Origin of the sequence: Sphingobium sp. MK2 (assembly GCF_040170545.1) — a bacterium.
Classification (GTDB): Bacteria; Pseudomonadota; Alphaproteobacteria; order Sphingomonadales; family Sphingomonadaceae; genus Sphingobium.
In genome coordinates this window covers 1-21,804 of record NZ_JAZDXA010000044.1, presented here as the reverse complement: position 1 = coordinate 21,804, position 21,804 = coordinate 1, and the positions used below count along the sequence as shown (strand labels likewise).

Sequence of the window (21,804 nt, the reverse complement as noted above, 5' to 3'; positions counted from 1 at the left end):
ATATGGCAACGACTTATGACGACGGCCTGCCGAAACATCATGGGGCAACGCAGAACGAAAAACTCGTCATCGCCGCATCCTCATTGGGGACGGTGTTCGAATGGTATGACTTCTATCTTTACGGCCTGCTGGCCACCTATATATCGGCACAATTTTTCTCCGGCGTAAACGAGACGACAGGGTTCATCTTCGCTCTCGCCGCCTTTGCCGCCGGTTTTGCGGTGCGGCCGTTCGGCGCGATCGTGTTCGGGCGGATCGGCGACATGGTCGGGCGCAAGAATACGTTTCTCGTCACCATGGGCATTATGGGCCTGTCGACCTTCGCGGTCGGCGTCCTGCCCAATTATGCCAGCATCGGCGTCGCCGCGCCGGTCATCCTGCTGGTCCTGCGTCTGGCGCAAGGCCTGGCGCTGGGTGGTGAATATGGCGGGGCGGCAACCTATGTCGCCGAACATGCGCCGGAGGGCAAACGCGGCCTCTATACCAGTTGGATCCAGACCACGGCGACCTTCGGGCTTTTCGCGGCGCTGCTGGTGGTCATTGGTTTCCGCTTTGCGCTGGGTGAGGAAGCCTTCGCCGCCTGGGGCTGGCGCCTGCCCTTCCTGATCTCGATCTTTCTGCTCGGCGTGTCGATGTGGATCCGCCTGCAGCTCAACGAAAGCCCCGTCTTCCAGAAGATGAAGGACGAAGGCACCACGTCGAAGGCACCGTTGACCGAAGCCTTCGGCAAATGGGGCAATCTGCGCTGGGTCATCATCGCGCTGCTGGGTGCGGTCATGGGTCAGGCGGTGGTCTGGTATGCCGGGCAATTTTATGCGCTGTTCTTCCTGGAAAAGACGCTGCGGGTGGATGGGGCTACGGCCAATATCCTGATCGCTATCGCGCTCGCATTGGCTACCCCCTTCTTCGTCTTCTTCGGCTGGCTGTCAGACAAGATCGGCCGCAAGCCAATCATCCTGGGCGGCTGTGCCCTCGCGGCGATGACCTACTTCCCGCTGTTCGGGGCGTTGACCAATGCGGCCAACCCGGCGCTGGCGGCGGCGCAGGCGTCGGCTCCGGTGACGATCGTCGCTTATAAGCCGGAATGCTCGTTCCAGTTCGATCCGGTCGGCAAGAATATGTTCGACACGTCGAGCTGCGACGTCGCCAAAACCTATATGGCCAAGACCGGCGTCAGCTATGACAATGTCGAAGCCGCAGCAGGCACGTCTGCGGTGGTCAGGATCGGCAGCGTCAGTCTGACCGCGCCCGATGCCGCCACGCTGGCGGGACCGGACAAGAAGGCGGCGATCGCGGCCTATCAGGCGCAGTTGCAGGCGGGGCTGGTCGATGCGGGCTATCCGGCCAAGGCGGACACCGCGAAGATCAACAAGGTCGCGGTCGTGGCGATCCTGTGGGCACTCGCGATGCTGGTGACGATGGTCTATGGGCCGATCGCCGCGATGCTGGTGGAACTCTTCCCCAGCCGCATCCGCTACACGTCGATGTCGCTGCCCTATCATATCGGCAATGGCTGGTTCGGCGGCTTCCTGCCAACGACGGCCTTCGCGATGGTCGCGGCGACCGGGAACATCTATTACGGCCTATGGTATCCGGTCGTGATCGCGGCGGCCACGGTGGTCATCGGCCTGCTGTTCCTGCCGGAGACGTTCAAGCGCAATATCGACGACTAGTACAGCGACCCGTACAATGGAATCAGGGGCGGCCACCAATAGGAGGCCGCCCTTATTTTATGTCGCGTACAATCTGCCCGACTAACGTCGAATGGCCTTTCCTACAGTTTTGCGGCATCATTATTTCCAACATGGGAGAGAAAAACATGTCGCAGGCCTATCTGGACGCACAGATGCGCAGTCAGGATGATCGCGAAAGCTATTGGCTGGACGCGGCGCAGGCGATCGATTGGCAGGTGCCGCCGGTGCGCGCCTGGACGCAGGGCGAAGGCTGGTTTGCGGGCGGCCTGATGAACACATGCCATAATGCGGTCGACCGCCATGTCGCGGCGGGGCGCGGCGACGACCTGGCGCTGATCTACGAAAGCCCGGTGACCGACACGCGCCTGACCTTCACCTTCGCCCAGTTGCAGGACGAAGTGGCGCGCACCGCAGGCATGATCGCGGACCAGGGCGTCGGCAAGGGCGACCGGGTCATTCTCTATATGCCGATGGTGCCGCAGGCGGTGATCGCGATGCTGGCCTGCGCCCGGATCGGCGCGATCCATTCGGTGGTGTTCGGCGGCTTCGCCGCGCCAGAACTTGCCAAGCGGATCGACGATGCGACGCCCACCCTGCTGATGACGGCATCCTGCGGGATCGAGGGCAGCAAGGTCATTCCCTACAAACCCCTGGTGGACAAGGCGCTGCAAATGGCGACCCACCGGATCGAGCGCGTCATCCTGCTGCAACGGCCGCAGGCGATCGCGCCGATGCAGGAGGGGCGCGACCTCGATTGGGCGGACACGCTGGCCCACGCGGAGCCGGTCGATTGCGTGCCCGTGGAGGCGACCCATCCGCTCTATATTCTCTATACGTCGGGAACGACCGGCACGCCCAAGGGGGTGGTGCGGCAGAATGGCGGCCATGCGGTGGCGATCGCCTGGAGCATGGCGCAAATCTACGGCATCCGTCCGGGCGAGGTTTTCTGGGCCGCGTCCGATGTCGGCTGGGTCGTGGGGCATAGCTATATCGCCTATGGGCCGTTGCTGGCGGGCGCGACGACATTGCTGTTCGAGGGCAAGCCGGTGGGCACGCCGGATGCGGGCACATTCTGGCGGACCATTGTCCGCAACGATGTCCGCATCTTCTTCACCGCGCCGACAGCGATCCGCGCGGTGCGCAAGGAAGACCCGGAGGGCGACTATATCCGCCAGATCGGCACGGGTAATTTGCGCGCGCTGTTCCTGGCGGGAGAGCGGGCCGACCCGGACACGATCCATTGGGCCGAAGCGCAACTCAACCTGCCGGTGATCGACCATTGGTGGCAGACGGAACTCGGCTGGCCTGCGCTCGCGACCTGCTTCGGCCTGGGCGATACGCGGCGCAAGGCGGGGAGCGCTGGCTTCCCGGTGCCGGGATACGGCTTTCGCATCGTGGACGATGGCGGCGTGGACGTCGCGCCGGGCGAAACGGGCAATGTGGTGATGACGCTGCCGCTGCCGCCGGGCTGCTATGCCGGGCTGTGGAACAATGAAGCGGGCTTCGCCAAGGCCTTTGCCGGTTTTCCCGGCCATTATGAGACGGGCGATGCGGGCCATGTCGATGCCGACGGCTTCGTCAACATCATGGGCCGCACCGACGACATCATCAATGTCGCGGGCCACCGCCTGTCCACGGGTCAGATGGAGCAGATCGTCGCCTGCCACCCTCTGGTGTCGGAATGCGCGGTGATCGGCGTAGACGATGCGTTGAAGGGCATGGTGCCGATGGCCTTCGTCGTCGCCCGGACGGGTGAGTGGGATGCGGCGGCGCTGGGGGCCGAGATCATCAAGGCGGTGCGCGACGAATTGGGGCCGGTGGCGGCGCTCAAGGACGTGCATATCGTCGGCGCCCTGCCCAAGACGCGGTCGGGCAAGATATTGCGCGCGGCTCTGCGTCAGGTCGCAGCGGGCGAGACGATCGCAATGCCCGCGACGATCGAAAGCCCGGCGGCGCTGGAAGCGATCATGGCGATTTTTGCTAAGGTGGAGTGAGGGGGACAGCGGCGGTCAGACCGCCTGCCCCGCCGCCCAGCCGCTGGCCCAGGCCCATTGGAAATTATAGCCGCCAAGCCAGCCGGTAACATCCACCGCTTCGCCAATGGCATAGAGGCCGGGCATTTTGGTCGCTTCCATCGTGCGGGACGAAAGGCCAGCGGTGGCGATGCCGCCGACGGTCACTTCGGCCTTGGCATAGCCCTCCGTCCCGGTCGGGGCGAAGGTCCAGTCGTGGAGGCGGGCGCTCAATTGCCGCAGCGCCTTGTCGGAGAGGTTGCCCATTTCGCCTTCAAGTCCGACCCGCTCAAGCAGCGCGTCAGCGAGTCGTTCGGTCAGCGCCTGCCCTACCACCTTGCGTAAGGAAGCGCGGGGGCGGTCCCGTTTCGCCTGGATGAGCCAGTCGGCATCGAGGTCGGGCAGGAAATCGACCTGGATGGGGATGCGGTGCTGCCAATAGCTGCTGATCTGAAGCATGGCCGGGCCGGACAGGCCGCGATGGGTGAAAAGCGCCGCCTCGCGAAAGCGGGTCTTGTTCCAGCGCACCTCGACGGGGGCGGAGACGCCCGACAGCGCCTGAAACAGAGCGTCTTCTTCGCCCAGCGTGAAGGGGACAAGCGCGGGGCGCGGCTGGACGATGGCGAGGCCGAACTGTCGCGCGATATCATAGGCAAAGCCGGTCGCGCCCATTTTGGGGATGGACGGCCCGCCGGTCGCGAGGACCAAGGCGGGGGCGTGATGCTCGACCCCGCCCAGCTTGACCCGATAGAGGCCCTCGCCATGGGTGACGTCGCTCACCGGCTGCGCCAGCGCCATGGTGACGCCGCCGATGGCGCACTCCTCTTCCAGCATCGCGACGATCTGCTTGGCGGAGCCGTCGCAGAATAATTGCCCCAGCGTCTTTTCATGCCAGGCGATGCCATAGCGGTCGATGAGCGCGATGAAATCCTGCGCGCTATACCGCCGCAGCGCCGATTTGGCGAAATGGGGGTTGGCGGACAGATAGCGGTCGGCAGCGGTGTGGATGTTGGTGAAATTGCAGCGGCCACCGCCGGAAATGAGGATTTTCTTGCCCGGCTGGTCGGCATGATCGACCAGCAGCACGCGCCTGCCCCGCTGGCCCGCTGTCGCCGCGCACATCATCCCCGCCGCGCCCGCGCCCAGGATGATCGCGTCCCAATCCGCCATTATCGACCCCGCTTGAGGCGCACCAGCGCCTCATCCAGCGCGGAAAGGAAGCGCGATCGGTCGGTTTTGCTGAAAGGCGGCGGCCCGCCAATCTGATCGCCGCCCGCGCGCAGATCCGCCATGATCGCGCGGGTCGCGATGGCCGCGCCGATGGAACTGTGGGTGAAGGGTTTGCCGTTGGACGAAATCACCACCGCCCCGGCTTTCAGGCAGCGATCAGCGAGCAGGATGTCGGCGGTGATGCACACGGTTTCCGCGTCTGCCCGCTCGGCGATCCAGTCATCGGCCGCATCGAAGCCATCGCTTACCACCACCCGGTCGAGCAGGTCGTGCGCTGGGATGCGGATCGGACTGTTGCTGACGATCGTCACCGGCACGGCATGGCGAAAGGCGACCTTGTAGATCTCCTCCTTCACGGGGCAGGCATCGGCATCGACCAGAATCTTCATTAGGGCGCGATAAGCCGCCGGGCGTGGCGAGACAATGGCCTGGGGCTGCATTGGCCGAAAAGGGCGGCCCCGACTTAATCCAAGACGTTGGGCAAATCCTCGAACCCCTTGCGGAGCGCGGCGCTCCAGCTTTGGGAGATCATGGCAAATTCCTCATTGTCGGCTTCGATGCGGGTGCGCACGCGAAAGTCATAGGCGTCGGTGGGAATGACGGCGAGGTCCAGCGGCATGCCGACCGAGAGGTTGGAGCGCAGGGTCGAGTCCATCGAGACCAGTACCGCCTTGGTCGCATCCTCCAGGCTGGTGTCACGGCCGATGATGCGGTCGAGAATGGGCTTGCCATATTTATGCTCGCCAATCTGGAAGAAGGGCGTGTCTTCGGTCGCTTCGATGAAATTGCCCGCCGAATAGACGAGGTAGAGGCGTGGCTTGCCGCCCTTGCGCTGGCCCGCGATCATGATCGAGGCGCTGGCGCCCGATCCGCCCATTTCGATGCTTTCGCGATAGCGGGTCTGCATCGCGCGCATGGCGTCGCCGACGATCTGGGCGACGCGATACATGGTGCTGCAATTGAGGATGGTTTCGATCTCTGGATCGAGCTTGGCGTCCTTGATCGCTTTGCTCAGCGTCGCCTTCACCCCTTGCGTGATCGACAGATTGCCCGAACAGAGCAGCGTGATCGCGCGTTCGCCCTCGACCAGATAGGTGAAGCTCTTACGAAAGCGGGCGATATTGTCCATGCCCGCATTGGTGCGGGTGTCGGACAGCATGACCAGCCCCTGGTCCACGCGCACCGCCACACAATAGGTCATTCCCCGCAGGCTCCCGAAATATCTGACTCAACCCTGTAGACCGGGCGGCGGACTATTTTGCTGTTGTTGCCGTTGCAACTGCCGTTCCTCGATCCCGTCATCCGCCTGCGCGATACGGACGTCCGCGTCAATCAGGATATCGCCCGCAACCATGATGGTGCCCCGGATCGGCGCGGCGTCATCGGCATCCAGGCCGCTCGCCACGCGCAGATAGCGTTCGGTGACGCAGACGCGGTTGGAGGGATCGAAGCCGACCCAGCCGAGGCCCGGCACCAGCGCTTCGGCCCAGCCATGGGTTTCGTGTAGCTCATTGCCTTCGCTGGTGAGCAGATAGCCCGACACATAGCGGGCGGGGATGCCAAGGACGCGCGCGCCCGCTATGAAGATCTGGGCATGATCCTGACATACGCCAGCGCCAAGCGTGAAGGCCTGCGCCGCGGTGGTGGCCGAAGTGGTGACGCCAGTGCGATAGGTGACTGCGTCGGTTACGGCGGCGGCGAGCGCGTGGAGGCGGGCGAGCGGTCCGTTGTCATCGGGCAGCGCCAGGGCCATGGCGGCGATGGCGTCCGACGCGCGGGTGAGCGGCGTGTCGCGCAGGAAATAGAGCGGGTTCACGCGGCTGATGGGACCGCCGACAATGCCATGGGTTTCGCGGGTTTCAACGAGGCCTTCAGCGACGATCACCGCTTGGCCCAGATGATCGTTGCGGACCCACAGCGCCTCCATCTCGCCATTGCCGTTGCGATGGAAGCCGGTGACCGGATCGTCATTGACGCTGACCTTCCAGTCCAGCACCGTCTGCGCGGGCGTGTCGACCGGCATCAGTTTCAGCCGCATCACCACCCGCCCCGCCGACGGATCATAGGAATAGACGGTCTGATGCCGGACCAGCAATTTCATCGCGAGCCCCCCTCCCCCGATCAGCCGAAATGATAGGTTTGGGCGATTTCGACGCCCAACTGGTTGGTCATCAACAGCCCCTGCTGAACTGTTTCATGCAGGCCGAAGCGGAAGATTTCGCCGCTGTCGAGTTGCTCCAGCGCGCTCACCATCTGCTCGATCGTGTCGTTGCACGGGCCGCGCTTGTCATGCCAGCCCGACAGGCGGTTCAGCCGATAGGCGAGCTGATCGTAGCAGAAGGCGACGCTGCGCGGGAACATGCGGTTGAGCATCAGGAAATCGGTGATCTGCCAGGGCGTGTACGTGCCGCCATAGACATGATGATAGGCGCGCGCGCCCGACAGCGCGTAAAGGACCGAAGTCCATTGATAATGATCACGATTGCCGCCGATCACTTCGGTTTCTGGCAGCAGGACATAATATTTGACGTCGAGGAGGCGCAGCGTCATCTGCGCGCGTTCGAGCGCCGAGCCGCAGCGCAGGAAGTCATGGCCTTCATTGCGCAACTGCCCCGAATGCGTCGCGCCGCGGAAGGTCATGACGCGGGTCTTGACCCAGTCGATGAGCGCCGGGAGCTGCTGGCGCGCCTCGCCGACATCATAGCTATCGAGCTTGCGCCAGCCATCGTTGAGCGCTTCCCACATATCCTGCGTCAACATGGTGCGGGCCGACTTGGCGTTGGCGCGCGCCTTGGCAAGGCAGGAGCGGATCGAGCTGCTATTGTCGAGGTCCAGCATCAGATAGGCGACGGCGTCGCTTTCGGTGACCTGCACGCCTTCGGGAAACTGGTCGCCGCAGCCCGCCGCGCGGACCACCGATCGCCATTCGTCGCGATGATGCGCGCCGGGCAGGATCGCCATGCGCTGGCCCATGGTGAGCAGGCGCGCGGTGGCTTCCGCCCGCTCCATGTAGCGCGCCATCCAGAAGAGATTTTCGGCGGTCCGGCTCAGCATTTGGTCATGCCCTCTTCTTCCGTCATTCCCGCGCAGGCGGGAACCCATCTCCCAAGCGTTCCGCATGGGGTGAGGCCCGGAGATGGATCCCCGCCTGCGCGGGGATGACGTGTGGGGTGAATGGACGGGATGGCCATCATCAATCCTGCAACACCCAGGTGTCCTTGACCCCGCCGCCCTGGCTGGAATTGACCACCAGCGACCCTTCGGTCAGGGCCACGCGGGTCAGGCCGCCGGGGACGAGGCGCAATTGCTTGCCGACCAGGCAATAGGGGCGAAAGTCGGCGTGGCGGCCGACGACGGCGGCGGGGCCGAGCGTCGGGACGGTCGAGAGGTCGAGCGTCGGCTGGGCGATGAATTCGGTGGGGTTGGCGCGGATGCGGTCGGCATAGGCGGCGACTTCATCCTTGGTCGATTTGGGGCCGATCAACATGCCGTATCCGCCCGATCCATGGACTTCCTTGGCCACCAGTTCGTGCAGATGTTCCAGCACATAGCCGCATTCGTCGGGCTTGCCGCATTGCCAGGTCTGGATATTGTCGAGGATCGGCTTTTCGCCGAGATAGAAGCGGATCATTTCCGGCACGTAGATATAGACCGCCTTGTCGTCGGCGATGCCCGATCCGGGCGCCGAAGCGAGCGTCACCCCGCCCTTGCGATAGACGTTGAAGATGCCGGGGACGCCGAGCAGACTGTCGGCGCGGAAGACGAGCGGGTCGAGATATTCGTCGTCGATACGGCGGTAGATCACGTCGACCGCCTTTGGCCCCAGCGTGGTCTTCATCCACACCCGGTCATTATCAACGAACAGGTCGGCGGGTTCGACCAGCTCGACGCCCATCAGGTCGGCGAGGAAACTATGTTCATAATAAGCGCTGTTGAGCGAGCCGGGGGTGAGGACGACCACGACCGGATCGCCCTTGCAGGCGGGCGGCGCGACTTCCTTGAGGCTTTTGAGCAGTTCGGCGGGATAGTCATCGACCGGCGCGACGATCCCGGCGGCGAACAGTTCGGGGAACATGCGCGTCATGATCTCCCGGTTTTCCAGCATGTAGGATACGCCCGACGGGGTGCGGCAATTATCCTCCAGCACTTCGAAACTGCCCGGCCCCGTGCGGACGATGTCGATGCCGACGATATGGCTGTAGACTTTGCCGGGCGGCGAAAAGTCCGCCATTTCGGCGAGATAGGCGCTGTTCTTGTAGATGATGTCGGCAGGCATGATGCCGGCCTTCACGATTTCGCCGCGATGATAGACATCATGCAGGAAAGCATTGAGCGCGCGGGCGCGCTGGCGGATGCCCTTGTCCAGCACGCGCCATTCCTGCGCGGTGAAGATGCGCGGCAACAGGTCGAAGGGGATCAGCCGCTCCGGGTCGCCGCCCTCGCCATAGACGGCGAAGGTGATGCCGATGCGGCGGAAGATCGCCTCTGCCTCATCCAGCCGACGGTTGAGCCCGGATATGCCCGTTCGTTCCACCCATTTCTGCACTTCGGCGTAACAGGCGCGTATCGAACCATCAGGCTCAAACATTTCGTGGAAGGGCAAGTGGACGTTCCTCCCTCGGCCAGGACGGCCGGTTGTGCGTCGCAACATTAGGACGTGGGGCAAAAGGGATTGCAACAGAAAAATGACACCGGCCCGGCGGATTTCATTATTCCTTGCGCCAGAGCGGGGATCGGGCAGAAGGCAGGACATGAACAGGATGATCGGCGGGCCGCTGGCCGCCATGCTGGCGCTGAGCGCTTGTGCCTCCACCGTGCGCGAACAGATATACCGCGCCGACGCCGCGCCGGTGCAGGTGGCGCAGTGGACGAGGACGGTGCCCAAGGCCCTGCCGGTGCGGAGCGAGGACGGCCTGGCGCTGACCGGCTATTATTGGCCGGGCGACCCGGCAGACCCCGACGTCATCCTCTTCTTCCACGGGCGGGGATCGCATCAGGGGATCGGCGCGCGCTATGCCGAACATCTGGCGGGCAAGGGCGACCATGTGGTCGTGGTGTCCTATCGCGGCTTTGGCGGCAATCCGGGCACGCCGACGCAAGCCGGGCTGGTGGCGGACGGGCGCAGCTTCGTGGCGGCGGCGCGCGATCTGGTCGGGCCGGATGCGCGGCTTTTCCTGGTCGGCCATTCGCTGGGCGGCGCGGTGGCGCTGCATGTCGCGGCGACTGTGAAGGTGGCGGGAGTTGTGACCCTCTCGACCTTCGACAAGCTGGAAGAATCGGCGCCCGGCGGGGTCGGCCTGCTGCTGCCCGACAAGTGGAATAATCTGGACGCGGTGACGAAGATCGGCGCGCCGTTGGTGATGATACAGGGGACCGCCGACGACCGGGTCGACATGGACCAAGCCGACGCGCTGTTCGCCGCTGCGCGTGCGCCTGTGGCCATGCTGACGGTGCCGGGCGCGGGCCATAATCCCGACATGACGCAGCTTGGCCCGATGGTCAGCGCAGCGATCGGCGCGATCGATTCGGACGCGATGGCGGGCTATCCGGTGGCGCTGCCAGCCGGTTGGCGTGTGCGGCGCAAATAATCGCAAAAAGCCCCGTTGACCGACCCGCCGCCGCTGCGTATAGCGCCGCCTCACCGCAGGGCCATGTTGCCTTGCGAGGCCCCAAGGGGCGGAGTAGCTCAGCTGGTTAGAGCAGCGGAATCATAATCCGCGTGTCGGGGGTTCAAGTCCCTCCTCCGCTACCAGTCAAGGGGTTTATCGTGTTGTTTTTACACGGTAAACCCCAGACCCCCGCAATAAAAAGCCACATTTGTTCCCACGTTGTGTTTGGGCTATGGTGGCACGGTTAGGAACGTGGTGGGACTTAAGTGCTGCCCAGTAACAAACGCAAATTGTCAAAATGCGCGCGCTAATGCAGTCACGCACTTCTACCTTAAAACTGCTATTTTATGCCCTTAAGCCAATCGAAATGCGGACCGATCATGTAGTTGGCGGTTTCGCATTTGCAGTCTGATGGAGGCAGAATTGCCACATCGTTGGCTTGCACCACCGTTCCGTCCACCCTTCCGCAAAACGGGCAATCTCGCGTTAGGGTGTCATATTTGAACCCTTCGAGGTGCTTCATGAGATCTTCGGGAACACCGTGAGAGTTTAACCGATGGAAACGGTTTTCCGTGAACATTGCTCTGAGAAGCGTCGTCTCATGAGCAGCAAGCGGACGAGCTTTGCCTTCCTCCGATAGGTCATCGAACGCTTGCCGCGACATAAAGGAATTCGTCCGCATTCCCGCTACCTTCTTTTCCGCTTTCGAAAGCTGCTCCCCCGCCTTCCGATACGCAGTGGCGATAGCGCGGGGGTGCTCAACCATTCCGTCCTGCATGAGCGCCACTATCGCCGGGACCGCCTCCGGCTTCAAATAGGCGAGCCGCGTCACCGCTTCTTCAGCAGCCATCGTCTTGATGTTGGCGGCTGTGAGGCCCACCCCGGCATCTGTCAGCTTGCTTTTGCGCTCCACTGTGATGTCCTTCTCACCAGCTCGGTAGCGTGTGATCGCTTCTTCACGCGCCTCTGTCGCTGCTTGTCGGACTTGGATGATTTGAGCCGGTGTTAGAGTAGCATCCTTACCGCACGCTTCACACTCGCGCTCTCGCTGAAGCTCATCGGCTGGCAAGTCGAACCGCGCACCGCAATCACAGGTAATGCCCACATATTGGAATGAAACCGATGGTTCGGGCGCGTCGGATACGTCTACGAGCGATTCTCGCTGCACTGGGGAAGCGGACGACACAATCGGCATTGCTGGTTCCATGGACGTTGGCCACTCAATCGGTGCCGGAGGCTCCGCGCGCTCGACTAGGGAAATGGTCGCCTTACCGACTTTCTTCCCTTCGTTGCTGCCACGGTGATCGTGATAGAGCCTTCCAATACGAAGCTCGGTTTCTGTGTTGGTGCCGACATGGACAGCATCAATCTTTGCGCGACGGAAGGTTGCCATCGCGGTTGCAAGCGCTTGCTGCGCGGTGCCAGTGACAATGTGTTCCGCATGGATGTTACCACTTTGGCGGAGGATGATCACCCGGTAAACGCCGTGGGCGAAAAGCGTGATCTTGCTCGGTAGCTGATCAAGGAGGAGCACCCGATCGTCGTTGGGATCATTAAGCCGCTTGTGACTTTCGCTCATTGCCCACCAGCTAATGAGCAGCATGCCAACTATCAGTGGCCCAAAAACGATCCATTCAATCGACTTGGCGTCCATCGATCCCCCCAAAGAATTCACCTGTCCCCGTCAGCGCAATGTGGCACATAGTTGCAAGGGGATGAAGGGCGACAAATGACGGCGTATAATTTGGGCAAGCTGGAGAAGATCGAGCTTCGCGATATCTGGTTGAGTGAGTCATCCGACTTCACCCCGTGGCTAGCGCGGGAAGAAAACCTTCTTACCCTCGGGGAAACGCTCGGGCTTGAACTTGAATTGGAGGCTCAAGAACGGGCGGTCGGGCCATTTCGTGCGGATATCCTGTGTAAGGATATAGGGACGAACGCATGGGTGCTGATCGAAAATCAGCTTGAGCGCACCGATCACACGCACCTAGGACAACTGCTCACCTACGCCTCAGGGCTTGAGGCCGTTACGATCGTGTGGATTGCTGCTCGGTTCACGGAGGAACACCGGTCTACGCTCGACTGGCTAAACCGAATCACAGACGAAACTTTTCGCTTCTTTGGGGTGGAGGTGGAACTTTGGCGGATTGGCGACTCGCCAGCCGCACCACGGTTCAACATTGTGTCGAAGCCTAACAATTGGTCAAAGATGGTGACGCAAGCCGCTCGCGCGATCGATGAGGCGGAACTTACCGGAACCAAGGCGCTGCAGATTGCCTATTGGGGGGCGCTTGGATCAACGCTTGTGGCGAAGGGTGGCGCGCTGGCGCGCGAGCGCAAGCCCCAGCCGCAATCTTGGATGAGCTACTCTATCGGACGGACAGGATTCAGCGTGAACGCTTCTATGGCGCGACCGAAGCGCCAAGTTCGTGCCGAGTTGTATATGTCGAATCCCAACGCCAAGGCATGGTTCCACCTTCTCCGCGCGCAGAAAGCGGCTATCGAGGCGGAACTGGGTTATCCTTTGGATTGGGAGGAATTGCCGGAGGGCAAAGACACCAGGATTTCTGTCGCCCTCAACAACACGGACCCAGAAGACCAAACCGATTGGTTCCGCCAGCACGAATGGATTGCCGCCCGCTTAGGCGAGTTCCACCGCGTGTTCGTCAGCCGGGTGAAGACACTTGATGCCAGTTCCTGGAGACCGGATACTGACGGACAAACTGCTTTCTAACGGGGCAAAACCAGCTGCGGTTGGAATCGATGTTCCCGAAATTTCAATCATGTTGAGGCGAACTTATCGTCGTCGTTCATACCACAGCGAGATTCCGAACATGCCAGCAATCGTCAATCCCATGGACGCGTTCAAGACATTCGAACCAGCCCTGAAAGCTGGTGAGTTGCAGGTGCAGCGGGGCACCGTCCATCCCGATCTTCTCATTCATATGGACATGCCAGCCGGCCAGATGAGGATCACCTATGCGCAGATGCGCGGCAACTCAGTGAGCGCTATCGCAATCATTATCCCCGCCGAACACGAGAAAGGGCTACCAGTCTTCCAAATCGGGTACGCCGTGCCACAGCATCTCCGGAAGCAGGGCATCGGTAAGGCAATCGCTACAGCGGCCATTGATGAATTTACTGTAGGGATGGCGCGGAACGGGGTCGTACATTTCTATCTTGAAGCCATTGTGGGCGTTAAGAATACCGGATCGCAGAAAGTAGCCGCTGCGGTAATTGGCGGCGAGACAAAGGAAATTTTCGACGAAAATTCGGGCGAGGCTGCTTTCCAGTATATAGTCGAGATCGGCAGTGGCATGAACCGCGTGCCATCTTGATAGCGACGGGGGCAATCGTCGAGTTTTGCGCCACCGATAAATTGTCATGGCAGGCAGTCCACGGTTTCGTCGAAATGGCTCCAACGTGGCTAGGGCTTTCCAATAACAATGGTGCATCGCACCGCCTTTTTAACTTTGGTGGAGACCTTGGCGCACGCTGCAATTACATCATCATTCTCCTGCCGCATATTAGCGGCATCAACAATCACCCGCCAGCCTTCGGGGTTACCGGCGCGCATGAGCCGGATACCGGCATCCCATAGAGATGGCTCGCCCAGCGTGCGACGGGCCACCCGTTCCGGCCAAAGCCAGCTTTGCGGGCCGATGCTGGCCGCCCAGCCGGGATAGATGAGCCACAGCAGCGAGATGGCCAGTGCCGCGCCGCCGCCGCAATAGAGCATGTGCCAGCGCTGCTCCTGTTTGGTGCGAGTGGTGCCGATCGCGCGCATCTGATCCACATGGGCTTGATGATGCAATTCCTGCGACTTCTTGATCGTAGCCCGGTCGGTCTCGCGTGCAGCGTGCGCGGCCTCGCCGATCCGCTCCGCCATGCTCTCCGGCGTCAACTGCATGGCGGGTGCGTCCATGATCTTCTGCGTGTATCCCGCCAGCGTCGCAAGATAGCCGTTCATCTTGGCAAGCGTCGGGCCGTAGTCGGGAAATTCGAGGCTCTGCTTCTCGACGGCGATATGCTCAAGCGCGCGGGCCATCACCGCCATGCGCCCGTCCAACCGCTCTTCCATAGCGGCGACGCGCTGCGAGAGATGCGCGAACGCCTCAGCGGCGGCATTGGGCCGGGGGCCCGGCTCCGGTTCGTTCAAAAGGCTTTGTTCGTCGTCCATGTCGTGTCTCCTTGGGGTTAGCGGCTCATGCCGCGACTGATGTCGCGTCCGTGATCGAAGGGGATGGAGGATGCGAGGTCATGGGAAAGGCTGCGGCCCGCCTGCTGGCCGATCTCAAGCCCAAGCTCGCGACTGCGCAGGCCCAGCACCGATTCAAGCTGGGCGTCGCGCTCAAGGCTTTTCGCCATGCCTGCCATTTGCTGCGCGGCACTTTTCGCGCCCCGGAAATTGCCGTCGCGCACAAGCTCAGCATGATGACGCTGCAACTGCTGCCACCCTTCCACGAACCGATCGGCACGCTGGAAGGGGTCCATGCGGATTTCGGTTTCCAATTGCATTGCCCGCACGGCGGCCTGGCCGCGCCCCTCGGCGGCCTCGCGGACAAGCTCCGGGTTGCTGCGGAACGCGCTATTGAGGTCGGACGAACCTTCGGGGCGGATTGCCTCCAAGGCATCCCGCGCTTTGTCCAGTGCCTCACGTTGGTGGGGCATGGCGTCTACGCCCTGTGCGCGTGTCTGCTGGATTGCGTTCAGCGCTTTGGCATAGCGCTCCACCGCGCCGCGCACGCCGCCAGCGCGCATCGGCTGCGCATCATATTCGGCTTGGTGCCGAACGGCTTGCTCTTGCGCGGGCGGCTCGGCCTTGGGCTGAAAGCCCGCAAATATGTCGCGTTCCTGCTGCGGTGGGATATTGGGCCGGAAGTTGTCGAATATCCCCCGCGCCTTCTCGACGATGGGCCTCACGATTTCCGCGATCCGCTCGCCAAAGCTAATGCCACGCCGCTCGGCATATTCCCTTGCGGGGTCGGCTTGTCTGTAATCGGTGGCCATGTCCTTGCCACGCTCGCGCGAAAGCGTGCGGACAAGCCGGGACTGATCGCGAAAATCGTCGCGGCCATAATGAAGCGCCATGCCGTCACGGTGGCGGGACATGGCGACATAAGCCCCGTGGCGATCCATCCCCGGCGTCGCCAGCACATGCGCCCTATCCACGGTCATGCCCTGCGCTTTGTGGATGGTGGCGGCATAGCCATGGTCGAGGTCGCGATAATCTTTGGTGTCGAACGAAACGACACGCCCGTCATCGGTGCGGACGGACATATGCTCCGTGCCTACCTTTTCGATGGTGCCCAGTGTGCCGTTCTTCACTTCGAGGCTACGCTCGTTGCGCAGGAACATGATGCGGTCGCCAGACGCGAACAGCCGGTCGCCACGCTCGGTTTTCACCTGGCGGTCTTCGCCCAATTCACCCGCATTGCGCATCGCCGCGCGTGCCGCCTCGTTGAGGTCGCGCACTTCGGCATTGGTGTGAGTGAGAATGATGCGGCTGGCGTCTGGATCGGCTTGCCGTTCGCGATCCCAGCGCTCGACAAGATCGCGCCGTGCATCCTCGCGCGTCTCAGCCTGATGCACCATGTACTTGTCGGCATAGGCGGCAATCGCCTCGCCGGTTCTGCCGGTCGCCAGATGCCGGGTGGCGTGCTGCTGCCATCCTTCATGTTGGCGGCGAACCTGCGTGAGCTCGACGCCGCCATGGCGCTCATGGATCGCGCGGAACGCCGCACCCGCCTCGATCGACTGCAACTGCTGCGGATCGCCGACAAGCACGACCTTCGCGCCAACATCGGCGGCATGGGACAGGACGCGCTCCATCTGGCGCGTGCCGACCATGCCCGCCTCGTCGATCACCAGCACATCGCGGGCACTGAGCAAATCGCGGCCCTGCGCCCAGCCATGCTCTATGCTGGCGATGGTGCGGGACGCGATGCCGGAGCCATTCTCCAGTCCCTCGGCGGCGATGCCCGCGAGCGCCGCACCGCGAACATTCAGCCCCGCGCTTTCCCATACGTCGCGCGCCACGCCCAGCATGGCGCTTTTGCCTGTCCCAGCATAACCCAGCACCAGTGACAATCCGCGCCCGCCCGTTATATGGCGCAACGCGGCTTCCTGCTCTGCTCCCAGGGCAAGGCCACTACTCTCGGCGGCGCGGCTGGCGTAGGTCGTCGCCGCCGAGAGACCATCGTTCCGGTCCATCGCCAGCCTGTCCGCCGCGCGGCTCATCCGCTGCTCGATCTCGATCATCTCGCGAGAAGTGAACCGCTCGTCGCCGCGCCCGTCCTTACCCAAGGCGATCAGGTCGGGCGAATTACGCACCGCGTGCATGGCGGCGTTGAACTGCTCCTGCCCGTCACTGTGCCGGTGAATGAACATCGCCATATCGCGGTTGGTGAATGTAGCCTGCTGGTGTGTGATGGCGTTAAGAGCAATGCCGGGATCGGCGATGATGCGTTCGCCATTCTCCCGCGCGATCTCGCGGTGCAATTCGGCGCGGTCGGCTTCCAGCCCCTGGGCGTCCATTCGGTGCGCAGGGCCGCCGATCTTGCTTTGCGGTTCAAGATCGATGCCCTGGTCGGCAAGGCTGCGGCGATCGATGCGCGCGTCAATGTCGAGTTCGGCAAGGCGGGCGTTGACGTGGGTCTCCCAGCGTTCGCGCCAACGCTCGACATTCTCATGATCGTTCCACTCGCGCACCTTCGCGCCGAAGCCAGCGGTGCCGTCCTCGCGCTGCACAACCTCCCGCATGGTGAGCATGACATGGGCGTGCGGCTTGGGCTGGCCGTCCGCGCCGATATCCCAATGCACATTGAGGTCGGCGATCATGCCGCGATCCACAAACTGCGCGGAAACGAAGTCGCGGGCCAGTTCGATGCCCTGCGCCTTGGTCATTTCACGCGGGATGGCAAACTCGACCTCGCGGGCAAGCTGGGCGTCCTTGCGTTTCTCGAATGCCTCGACATCATTCCAGAGGCGTTCGCGGTCGCGCCATTGTTCGGGCGCACCTTCGGGCAGCAAAATTTCGCTATGTTCGACGCCGGAGCGGGCGCGGAAATCTTGGGGCCGGTCGAGGCGCTCGTCGTGCAGGCGCTCGCCCGCACGGTAGGCGGCAGCCGATACGGCGGAACGGCCCGCCGCGCGACTGATGACCTGAACGGAGAAATGGAAGATCGCCATGACGATCATCCATCTACTATGCTCAAGCGCACGTCGGAACGACGTATAAGCGCGCCCTTCTCGAAAATTTCTCGGACGGGACTAGGCGGTGTCAGGCAGTCCCGGCGACTCTACTGCGCGGCGGACGGGTTCATCTTATCATCGCCGCATCGTCACTCAATGGAGACTATCGATGCGCAAGCCGCGTGATTTTGATTCGGAACTCAAAGCCCTGGCCGACAAGGCAAAGGCGCTCAAGGAACGGCGCGTGCGCCAGCTTGGCGAACTAGTGACAGCGACCGGGGCCGATGCGATCGACGTCGATATACTAGCCGGGGCGCTGCTTCATGCAGCCACGGTGAAGGACGCCGCGACCAAGGAGGGCTGGCGCAAGGCGGGCGCGGCGTTCTTTCTCGGCAAGGACGGCAAGCCTGCGGGCGGACCTTCTGGCCAGCAAAGCGGCACTCTCCCGCTCGACGGCGGCGCGGCATCGGCTTGAGGCACGAAAGGCGCGAACCGACATGCGGGATTGGCAGGTCAAGCGACGAGAGCGCACACGGCATTTGATCGAATTGGGCGGCCTCGTCATCAAGGCGGGGCTGGTCGATCTCACCGATGACGATCGCGCTGCGCTCTACGGCGCGTTCCTCACCATTGCAGACAGATTGCGCGGCGACGAACGCGCCAACGCGCTTGCCCTCTGGAAGCGCAAAGGCAAGCGGGCGTTTGAGGCGGAACAGGGCGGCGGTTAGCGCGAAACCGACAAGCGCACATTGCTGTCCGGTTCTGCCTGATACTCGACCATCGCCGCCTTTGGTGGGCTGCTCCTGTCGCAATAACGCACGGCGATGAAGTCTTCTTGGATCGCAGGGCACAGGCCGGAGCCATACAGAATGTCCGCGAGCGCGTCGAAGGTCGTCGCCTTGGCGCGATAGGCACCGGTCCACCGCACGGTCCAAATGTCTTCATTGGCCTTGACCCGGTATCCCGCCCTTTGCGCAACCTCCATGACCGCGCCCAGCACCGTGTCCGCGCGCACATCGAAGTCCAGCACGGCGGACAGGTCGGCGGGTTCGGAACGGACGATTTGCGCGGACTTTACCCGCCATAGCGTTGCCTCCGCGCCAGCCATGAAGAAGCAAAGGCAGACAATCGCCAAGGGCAGATGGTCAACCCAGCCCATGAACCTTTCGGAGCGCCAGAACCGGCGAACGGGACCGAGCGGATTCCATCGGCCCTGTAGCGGAGCGACACGTCGCCCGATCCGCCATGTCCGTTGCAGCATATTGGCGCGACGCACGGGCCGGGAAAGCGCTATCGCTGTCGTCGGCGCTGGCGGTGGTGGAAGCATCGGCGCTGGCAGGCTCGCGGCAAGCGAAGCCTGATGATCCGCGCAGACAAACGCTGCCCGTTCCTGCAATATCTTCACCTGCGCGAACGCCCATGCCAGTTCCTCGACCGAAATGCGGTATGATCGCCCATAGCGCGCTTCGACATAGGCGCGGCGTATGCAGCCGAACGCGCGCCGCTCGAACCGGCTGTCGCGCGGCCATGCCGAACGTAGGCACAGGTCCAGCGCTTCCGCCGCCTCGCGCAGTTCATCCAGCGCATGGGTGCGGGGAGCGTGCAGGCAGATCGACCACAAGACGGACAGATAGAAATGCTCGCACGCCTGATGCAACATCAGCGCCGCCATCTGCGCATCGCCCCGGTCGCGATAGAAATCCGCGCCAGCCAGAAATCCGGTTCCACGATTATGCCAACGGATGAACTCCGCCACACCCCGAATAGCCCGTTCTCTCGGTGGTAGGTGGCGCGGCTCTTTCAGCCGCAAGCCATCCATCTGGTAGAGCGCGATACCCTGCTCTGCGATGGTGACGAAATACGGGACGCCGTTCACAAGAGCGCCGTTGAACCGCTCAAGACTTTCAACGGCCAGCCGAACCGGACGGGTAATTTCGCCATGCTCCCATGCGCGACGAAGCCTATCACGCACCAGTCGCCAGTCGCGTTCGCTGCGTGCAAGACGAGAATAGTTGACGATCGCCAGCAGGCGGAACGCTTCCCCCGGCGCAACATCTTCCCAATCTTTTTCGGCATGGGGACCGTGCAGGATCAGCGTGAGAATGCGGCCCGCCCGGAAATGTTCGGAACATCGGCCTTTGGTTGTTTCCTCAAACGCGTCAAACAGGATCGTGGTGAGGTGGAGAAGCTCCTCCCGGATCGGCGCGGGCAGATGGTCGGCGTCGGTACGCAGCATCATGACCGCGCATCCTGTGGGCGACGCTGGCAACCTTTCGGGCGCGGGTGGCCGGTCACGTCATGGACGCGATCCACCAAGGCACGCACAAGGGGCGTGATCGTGGCAGGGATGAAGCCGCCCGTGCGGGGCCGGTCTTCCTCCCAATCATGATAATGATAGCCCCATTTCCAATAGGGCGAGAGAATAGCCGCCAGCCGCGCCATGTCAGGGCAATCATGACCAAAGCCGCACGCATTGGCGTAGGCCAGCGCCTTGGCGATGTCCTGCTTGATGTGGCTGGCGTTCCACGCATCGGCAAAGCCCATGTCCAGCAGATAGGCGCACAGGGCCTGCTGGGTCACGAAACCGGCCTGATGCAGCGCTTCCTTTGCATGTCGCGGCTCGATGAGGAAATCCGCTTCGAGAGTGGTCATCCACCGTTCCGCATTGTGATAGCGGAAGCGGCTCATGCTTCGCCCCTCTTTCGTCCGCTCCAGTGTCGCGGGTTCGTCTTCATGCCGCTGGTAGAGCGGTGCCAACGTCTTGGCCCAAGGCGAGGCGATGGCCGACGCCGTAACTGGTATGACGGTCAAACCGCGTAGCAAAGCGCGGCGCGATGTACCGATTTTCGAATCGTCAGACGGATGTTCACCTTTCGCCATTGCCTTGCCTCCATCGGCTACGTCCTTTCGCTTACATGTCGCAAAGGACTATCAGATATCGCTTATATAGCAAAAGGGCGACATTAATCAATAACCGATATCTCTTAATGAACTTGTGATTGAACAGGCGTCACCGTCGGTTACGAAACTTCCATGGGAAGACCGCCGCTCGGAGTGAAAACAACCGTTGTCCGTTTGCCGAATGGATTGGCGGAGCGCATTGACGATCTGATCGGCCCCAATCGGCGCGCCCAGTTCATCCGCAACCTTGTCGAAAAAGAAGTTGAGCGATTGGAGAGCGAGCGTGCCACAAAATTGGGCAGGCAGTCCTCAACCTGAAAGAAGGGTTCGGTTGTGGTTGTCGGGCAACTCGGTGATCCGGCGGCGATTCTCACGCATCCCGGCATTTGCCAATCCTTGTGACACAACGATTTGCAGGGTCACCGCAGATTTGTGTGGCTCGTGCTAGAAGTAATACGCTTGCCAACAGGCAGCAATGTGCCACCTATCGCCTTAAAGTGTTTAATTTTTATTTCGCGACTTCAGTCACTTGTTCAGCCGCAAGCGCCTTATCTGATGATTGGCACGAGGTTATATTTCTTTGATCAATACTAGATATTTGGCTTTATCTTACAAACTCGCAATTCTCTACGGCGCACTTTAACTTTTACTTTAAAACAGATATTAATAAACCGCAGCAAACGGGCTGATGCTGACGTACGTGCCTCGCAATAGAGCGGCACTGCCGATCTCATTAGCCGGTTGTTATCTCGAGCCTATCCTACAAGCATTCGCCTCTCCCGAAAACAGCGCAATACAAATTTGAAACTCGACGACTCAATTAAACGGTAGCTAAGTTAGGAAAGCGTGATAGCCTCATGCGCCTATTAACGGGGGCAAATCTTGACTGATCCAATTCGAGCGTTCCTATCCCATGCAACGAGCGACAAGGCGTTTGTGGAAAAAGTAGCGGAACAGCTAGGGCGCGCCGCAGTAGTATTCGACGCGTTCGAATTTGCAACTGGGGATGATCTTAAGCAGGCCATACTGTCAGGTTTGGATAAGGCCGAAATATTTGTACTGTTTGCAAGTCGAGCTGCTCTGTCAAGCCCAAGTTGGACAGCGCTGGCGGAACGCGCAGTGAACACGAGATCGTAAGTACTTGATTTTGCTAGGGTCGAGTTT

20 protein-coding genes and 1 tRNA gene are annotated in these 21,804 nt (G+C 61.9%); 10 read left to right on the top strand and 11 right to left on the bottom strand.

Annotated features, from left to right (window positions below; translation table 11 throughout):
- Positions 1-2 precede the first annotated feature (2 nt).
- Positions 3-1,673: an MFS transporter gene (locus V2I08_RS17090; protein ID WP_349636134.1), complete on the top strand. Its 1,671-nt coding sequence runs from the start codon at positions 3-5 to the stop codon at positions 1,671-1,673.
- A 146-nt stretch (positions 1,674-1,819) separates the two neighbouring features.
- The gene (locus V2I08_RS17085) at positions 1,820-3,688 is read left to right on the top strand and encodes an AMP-binding protein (RefSeq protein ID WP_349636133.1); all 1,869 of its coding nucleotides are present in this window, start codon (positions 1,820-1,822) and stop codon (positions 3,686-3,688) included.
- Positions 3,689-3,703: 15 nt separating this feature from the next.
- Here V2I08_RS17085 and V2I08_RS17080 read toward each other — a convergent pair whose 3' ends face one another.
- The 6 genes from V2I08_RS17080 to V2I08_RS17055 all read right to left on the bottom strand — a co-directional run bounded on the left by V2I08_RS17080 (position 3,704) and on the right by V2I08_RS17055 (position 9,539).
- Positions 3,704-4,876: an NAD(P)/FAD-dependent oxidoreductase gene (locus V2I08_RS17080; RefSeq protein ID WP_349636132.1), complete on the bottom strand. Its 1,173-nt coding sequence runs from the start codon at positions 4,874-4,876 to the stop codon at positions 3,704-3,706.
- Positions 4,876-5,325, bottom strand: coding sequence for a YaiI/YqxD family protein (locus V2I08_RS17075; protein WP_349636131.1), 450 nt, complete (start codon positions 5,323-5,325; stop codon positions 4,876-4,878). The genes V2I08_RS17080 and V2I08_RS17075 overlap by 1 nt, the downstream gene beginning before the upstream one ends.
- Positions 5,326-5,399: 74 nt before the next feature.
- Positions 5,400-6,137: a peptidase gene (locus V2I08_RS17070; RefSeq protein ID WP_349636130.1), complete on the bottom strand. Its 738-nt coding sequence runs from the start codon at positions 6,135-6,137 to the stop codon at positions 5,400-5,402.
- A gap of 27 nt (positions 6,138-6,164) precedes the next feature.
- Positions 6,165-7,037, bottom strand: coding sequence for a transglutaminase family protein (locus tag V2I08_RS17065; protein WP_349636129.1), 873 nt, complete (start codon positions 7,035-7,037; stop codon positions 6,165-6,167).
- 20 nt (positions 7,038-7,057) lie between these two features.
- The gene (locus V2I08_RS17060) at positions 7,058-7,990 is read right to left on the bottom strand and encodes an alpha-E domain-containing protein (RefSeq protein ID WP_349636128.1); all 933 of its coding nucleotides are present in this window, start codon (positions 7,988-7,990) and stop codon (positions 7,058-7,060) included.
- Positions 7,991-8,129: 139 nt separating this feature from the next.
- Positions 8,130-9,539 carry a circularly permuted type 2 ATP-grasp protein gene (locus tag V2I08_RS17055; RefSeq protein WP_349636127.1) on the bottom strand — a complete coding sequence of 470 codons (1,410 nt, stop codon included), beginning with the start codon at positions 9,537-9,539 and terminating at the stop codon, positions 8,130-8,132.
- Between the two features lie 148 nt (positions 9,540-9,687).
- On the opposite strand from V2I08_RS17055, the gene V2I08_RS17050 reads away from it, so the two are divergent.
- Both V2I08_RS17050 and V2I08_RS17045 read left to right on the top strand, forming a co-directional pair.
- A complete protein-coding gene (locus V2I08_RS17050; protein WP_349636126.1) occupies positions 9,688-10,524 on the top strand; it encodes an alpha/beta fold hydrolase in 837 nt (278 codons plus the stop codon).
- An 87-nt stretch (positions 10,525-10,611) separates the two neighbouring features.
- Positions 10,612-10,688 (top strand) — tRNA-Met (locus V2I08_RS17045).
- 197 nt (positions 10,689-10,885) lie between these two features.
- Here the strand turns inward: V2I08_RS17045 and V2I08_RS17040 are convergent.
- Complete coding sequence (locus tag V2I08_RS17040; protein ID WP_349636125.1) at positions 10,886-12,148, bottom strand: hypothetical protein; 1,263 nt, start codon at positions 12,146-12,148, stop codon at positions 10,886-10,888.
- Between the two features lie 126 nt (positions 12,149-12,274).
- Between V2I08_RS17040 and V2I08_RS17035 the strand changes: the two genes are divergently transcribed.
- Together V2I08_RS17035 and V2I08_RS17030 are read left to right on the top strand one after the other, a co-directional pair.
- On the top strand, positions 12,275-13,279 hold the full coding sequence (locus V2I08_RS17035) for a DUF4268 domain-containing protein (RefSeq protein WP_349636124.1): 1,005 nt from the start codon (positions 12,275-12,277) through the stop codon (positions 13,277-13,279).
- A 121-nt stretch (positions 13,280-13,400) separates the two neighbouring features.
- Complete coding sequence (locus V2I08_RS17030) at positions 13,401-13,883, top strand: hypothetical protein (protein WP_349636123.1); 483 nt, start codon at positions 13,401-13,403, stop codon at positions 13,881-13,883.
- Between the two features lie 89 nt (positions 13,884-13,972).
- Here V2I08_RS17030 and V2I08_RS17025 read toward each other — a convergent pair whose 3' ends face one another.
- Together V2I08_RS17025 and traA are read right to left on the bottom strand one after the other, a co-directional pair.
- On the bottom strand, positions 13,973-14,725 hold the full coding sequence (locus V2I08_RS17025; RefSeq protein WP_349636122.1) for a DUF6118 family protein: 753 nt from the start codon (positions 14,723-14,725) through the stop codon (positions 13,973-13,975).
- 17 nt (positions 14,726-14,742) lie between these two features.
- Positions 14,743-17,736 (bottom strand): Ti-type conjugative transfer relaxase TraA, encoded by a 2,994-nt coding sequence (gene traA / locus V2I08_RS17020; RefSeq protein ID WP_349636121.1) that lies wholly within the window; start codon positions 17,734-17,736, stop codon positions 14,743-14,745.
- Between the two features lie 172 nt (positions 17,737-17,908).
- On the opposite strand from traA, the gene V2I08_RS17015 reads away from it, so the two are divergent.
- A complete protein-coding gene (locus V2I08_RS17015) occupies positions 17,909-18,214 on the top strand; it encodes a conjugal transfer protein TraD (protein ID WP_349636120.1) in 306 nt (101 codons plus the stop codon).
- Positions 18,215-18,236: 22 nt separating this feature from the next.
- Positions 18,237-18,467: a conjugal transfer protein TraD gene (locus tag V2I08_RS17010; protein ID WP_349636119.1), complete on the top strand. Its 231-nt coding sequence runs from the start codon at positions 18,237-18,239 to the stop codon at positions 18,465-18,467.
- Here V2I08_RS17010 and V2I08_RS17005 read toward each other — a convergent pair.
- Both V2I08_RS17005 and V2I08_RS17000 read right to left on the bottom strand, forming a co-directional pair.
- Positions 18,464-19,978: a nucleotidyltransferase gene (locus V2I08_RS17005; protein ID WP_349636118.1), complete on the bottom strand. Its 1,515-nt coding sequence runs from the start codon at positions 19,976-19,978 to the stop codon at positions 18,464-18,466. The genes V2I08_RS17010 and V2I08_RS17005 overlap by 4 nt on opposite strands.
- The gene (locus tag V2I08_RS17000) at positions 19,975-20,619 is read right to left on the bottom strand and encodes a hypothetical protein (RefSeq protein WP_349636117.1); all 645 of its coding nucleotides are present in this window, start codon (positions 20,617-20,619) and stop codon (positions 19,975-19,977) included. The genes V2I08_RS17005 and V2I08_RS17000 overlap by 4 nt, the downstream gene beginning before the upstream one ends.
- A 153-nt stretch (positions 20,620-20,772) precedes the next feature.
- Here V2I08_RS17000 and V2I08_RS16995 point away from each other — a divergent pair, with 153 nt between their 5' ends.
- Positions 20,773-20,958, top strand: a complete 186-nt coding sequence (locus tag V2I08_RS16995) for a hypothetical protein (RefSeq protein ID WP_349636116.1) — start codon at positions 20,773-20,775, stop codon at positions 20,956-20,958.
- Positions 20,959-21,522: 564 nt separating this feature from the next.
- Complete coding sequence (locus tag V2I08_RS20630) at positions 21,523-21,777, top strand: toll/interleukin-1 receptor domain-containing protein (protein ID WP_405053665.1); 255 nt, start codon at positions 21,523-21,525, stop codon at positions 21,775-21,777.
- Positions 21,778-21,804: the final 27 nt, after the last annotated feature.

What these genes read in the sequence shown, in the direction of transcription:
- V2I08_RS17080 (WP_349636132.1), bottom strand. Translation starts at nt 4,876, where the DNA reads ATGGCGGATTGGGACGCGATCATCCTGGGCGCGGGCGCGGCGGGGATG.
- V2I08_RS17000 (WP_349636117.1), bottom strand. Translation starts at nt 20,619, where the DNA reads ATGGCGAAAGGTGAACATCCGTCTGACGATTCGAAAATCGGTACATCG.
- V2I08_RS17090 (WP_349636134.1), top strand. Translation starts at nt 3, where the DNA reads ATGGCAACGACTTATGACGACGGCCTGCCGAAACATCATGGGGCAACG.
- V2I08_RS17035 (WP_349636124.1), top strand. Translation starts at nt 12,275, where the DNA reads ATGACGGCGTATAATTTGGGCAAGCTGGAGAAGATCGAGCTTCGCGAT.
- V2I08_RS17075 (WP_349636131.1), bottom strand. Translation starts at nt 5,325, where the DNA reads ATGAAGATTCTGGTCGATGCCGATGCCTGCCCCGTGAAGGAGGAGATC.
- V2I08_RS17050 (WP_349636126.1), top strand. Translation starts at nt 9,688, where the DNA reads ATGAACAGGATGATCGGCGGGCCGCTGGCCGCCATGCTGGCGCTGAGC.
- V2I08_RS16995 (WP_349636116.1), top strand. Translation starts at nt 20,773, where the DNA reads ATGGGAAGACCGCCGCTCGGAGTGAAAACAACCGTTGTCCGTTTGCCG.
- V2I08_RS17025 (WP_349636122.1), bottom strand. Translation starts at nt 14,725, where the DNA reads ATGGACGACGAACAAAGCCTTTTGAACGAACCGGAGCCGGGCCCCCGG.
- traA (WP_349636121.1), bottom strand. Translation starts at nt 17,736, where the DNA reads ATGGCGATCTTCCATTTCTCCGTTCAGGTCATCAGTCGCGCGGCGGGC.
- V2I08_RS17015 (WP_349636120.1), top strand. Translation starts at nt 17,909, where the DNA reads ATGCGCAAGCCGCGTGATTTTGATTCGGAACTCAAAGCCCTGGCCGAC.
- V2I08_RS17010 (WP_349636119.1), top strand. Translation starts at nt 18,237, where the DNA reads ATGCGGGATTGGCAGGTCAAGCGACGAGAGCGCACACGGCATTTGATC.
- V2I08_RS17040 (WP_349636125.1), bottom strand. Translation starts at nt 12,148, where the DNA reads ATGCTGCTCATTAGCTGGTGGGCAATGAGCGAAAGTCACAAGCGGCTT.
- V2I08_RS17070 (WP_349636130.1), bottom strand. Translation starts at nt 6,137, where the DNA reads ATGACCTATTGTGTGGCGGTGCGCGTGGACCAGGGGCTGGTCATGCTG.
- V2I08_RS17030 (WP_349636123.1), top strand. Translation starts at nt 13,401, where the DNA reads ATGGACGCGTTCAAGACATTCGAACCAGCCCTGAAAGCTGGTGAGTTG.
- V2I08_RS17060 (WP_349636128.1), bottom strand. Translation starts at nt 7,990, where the DNA reads ATGCTGAGCCGGACCGCCGAAAATCTCTTCTGGATGGCGCGCTACATG.
- V2I08_RS17085 (WP_349636133.1), top strand. Translation starts at nt 1,820, where the DNA reads ATGTCGCAGGCCTATCTGGACGCACAGATGCGCAGTCAGGATGATCGC.
- V2I08_RS17005 (WP_349636118.1), bottom strand. Translation starts at nt 19,978, where the DNA reads ATGATGCTGCGTACCGACGCCGACCATCTGCCCGCGCCGATCCGGGAG.
- V2I08_RS17065 (WP_349636129.1), bottom strand. Translation starts at nt 7,037, where the DNA reads ATGAAATTGCTGGTCCGGCATCAGACCGTCTATTCCTATGATCCGTCG.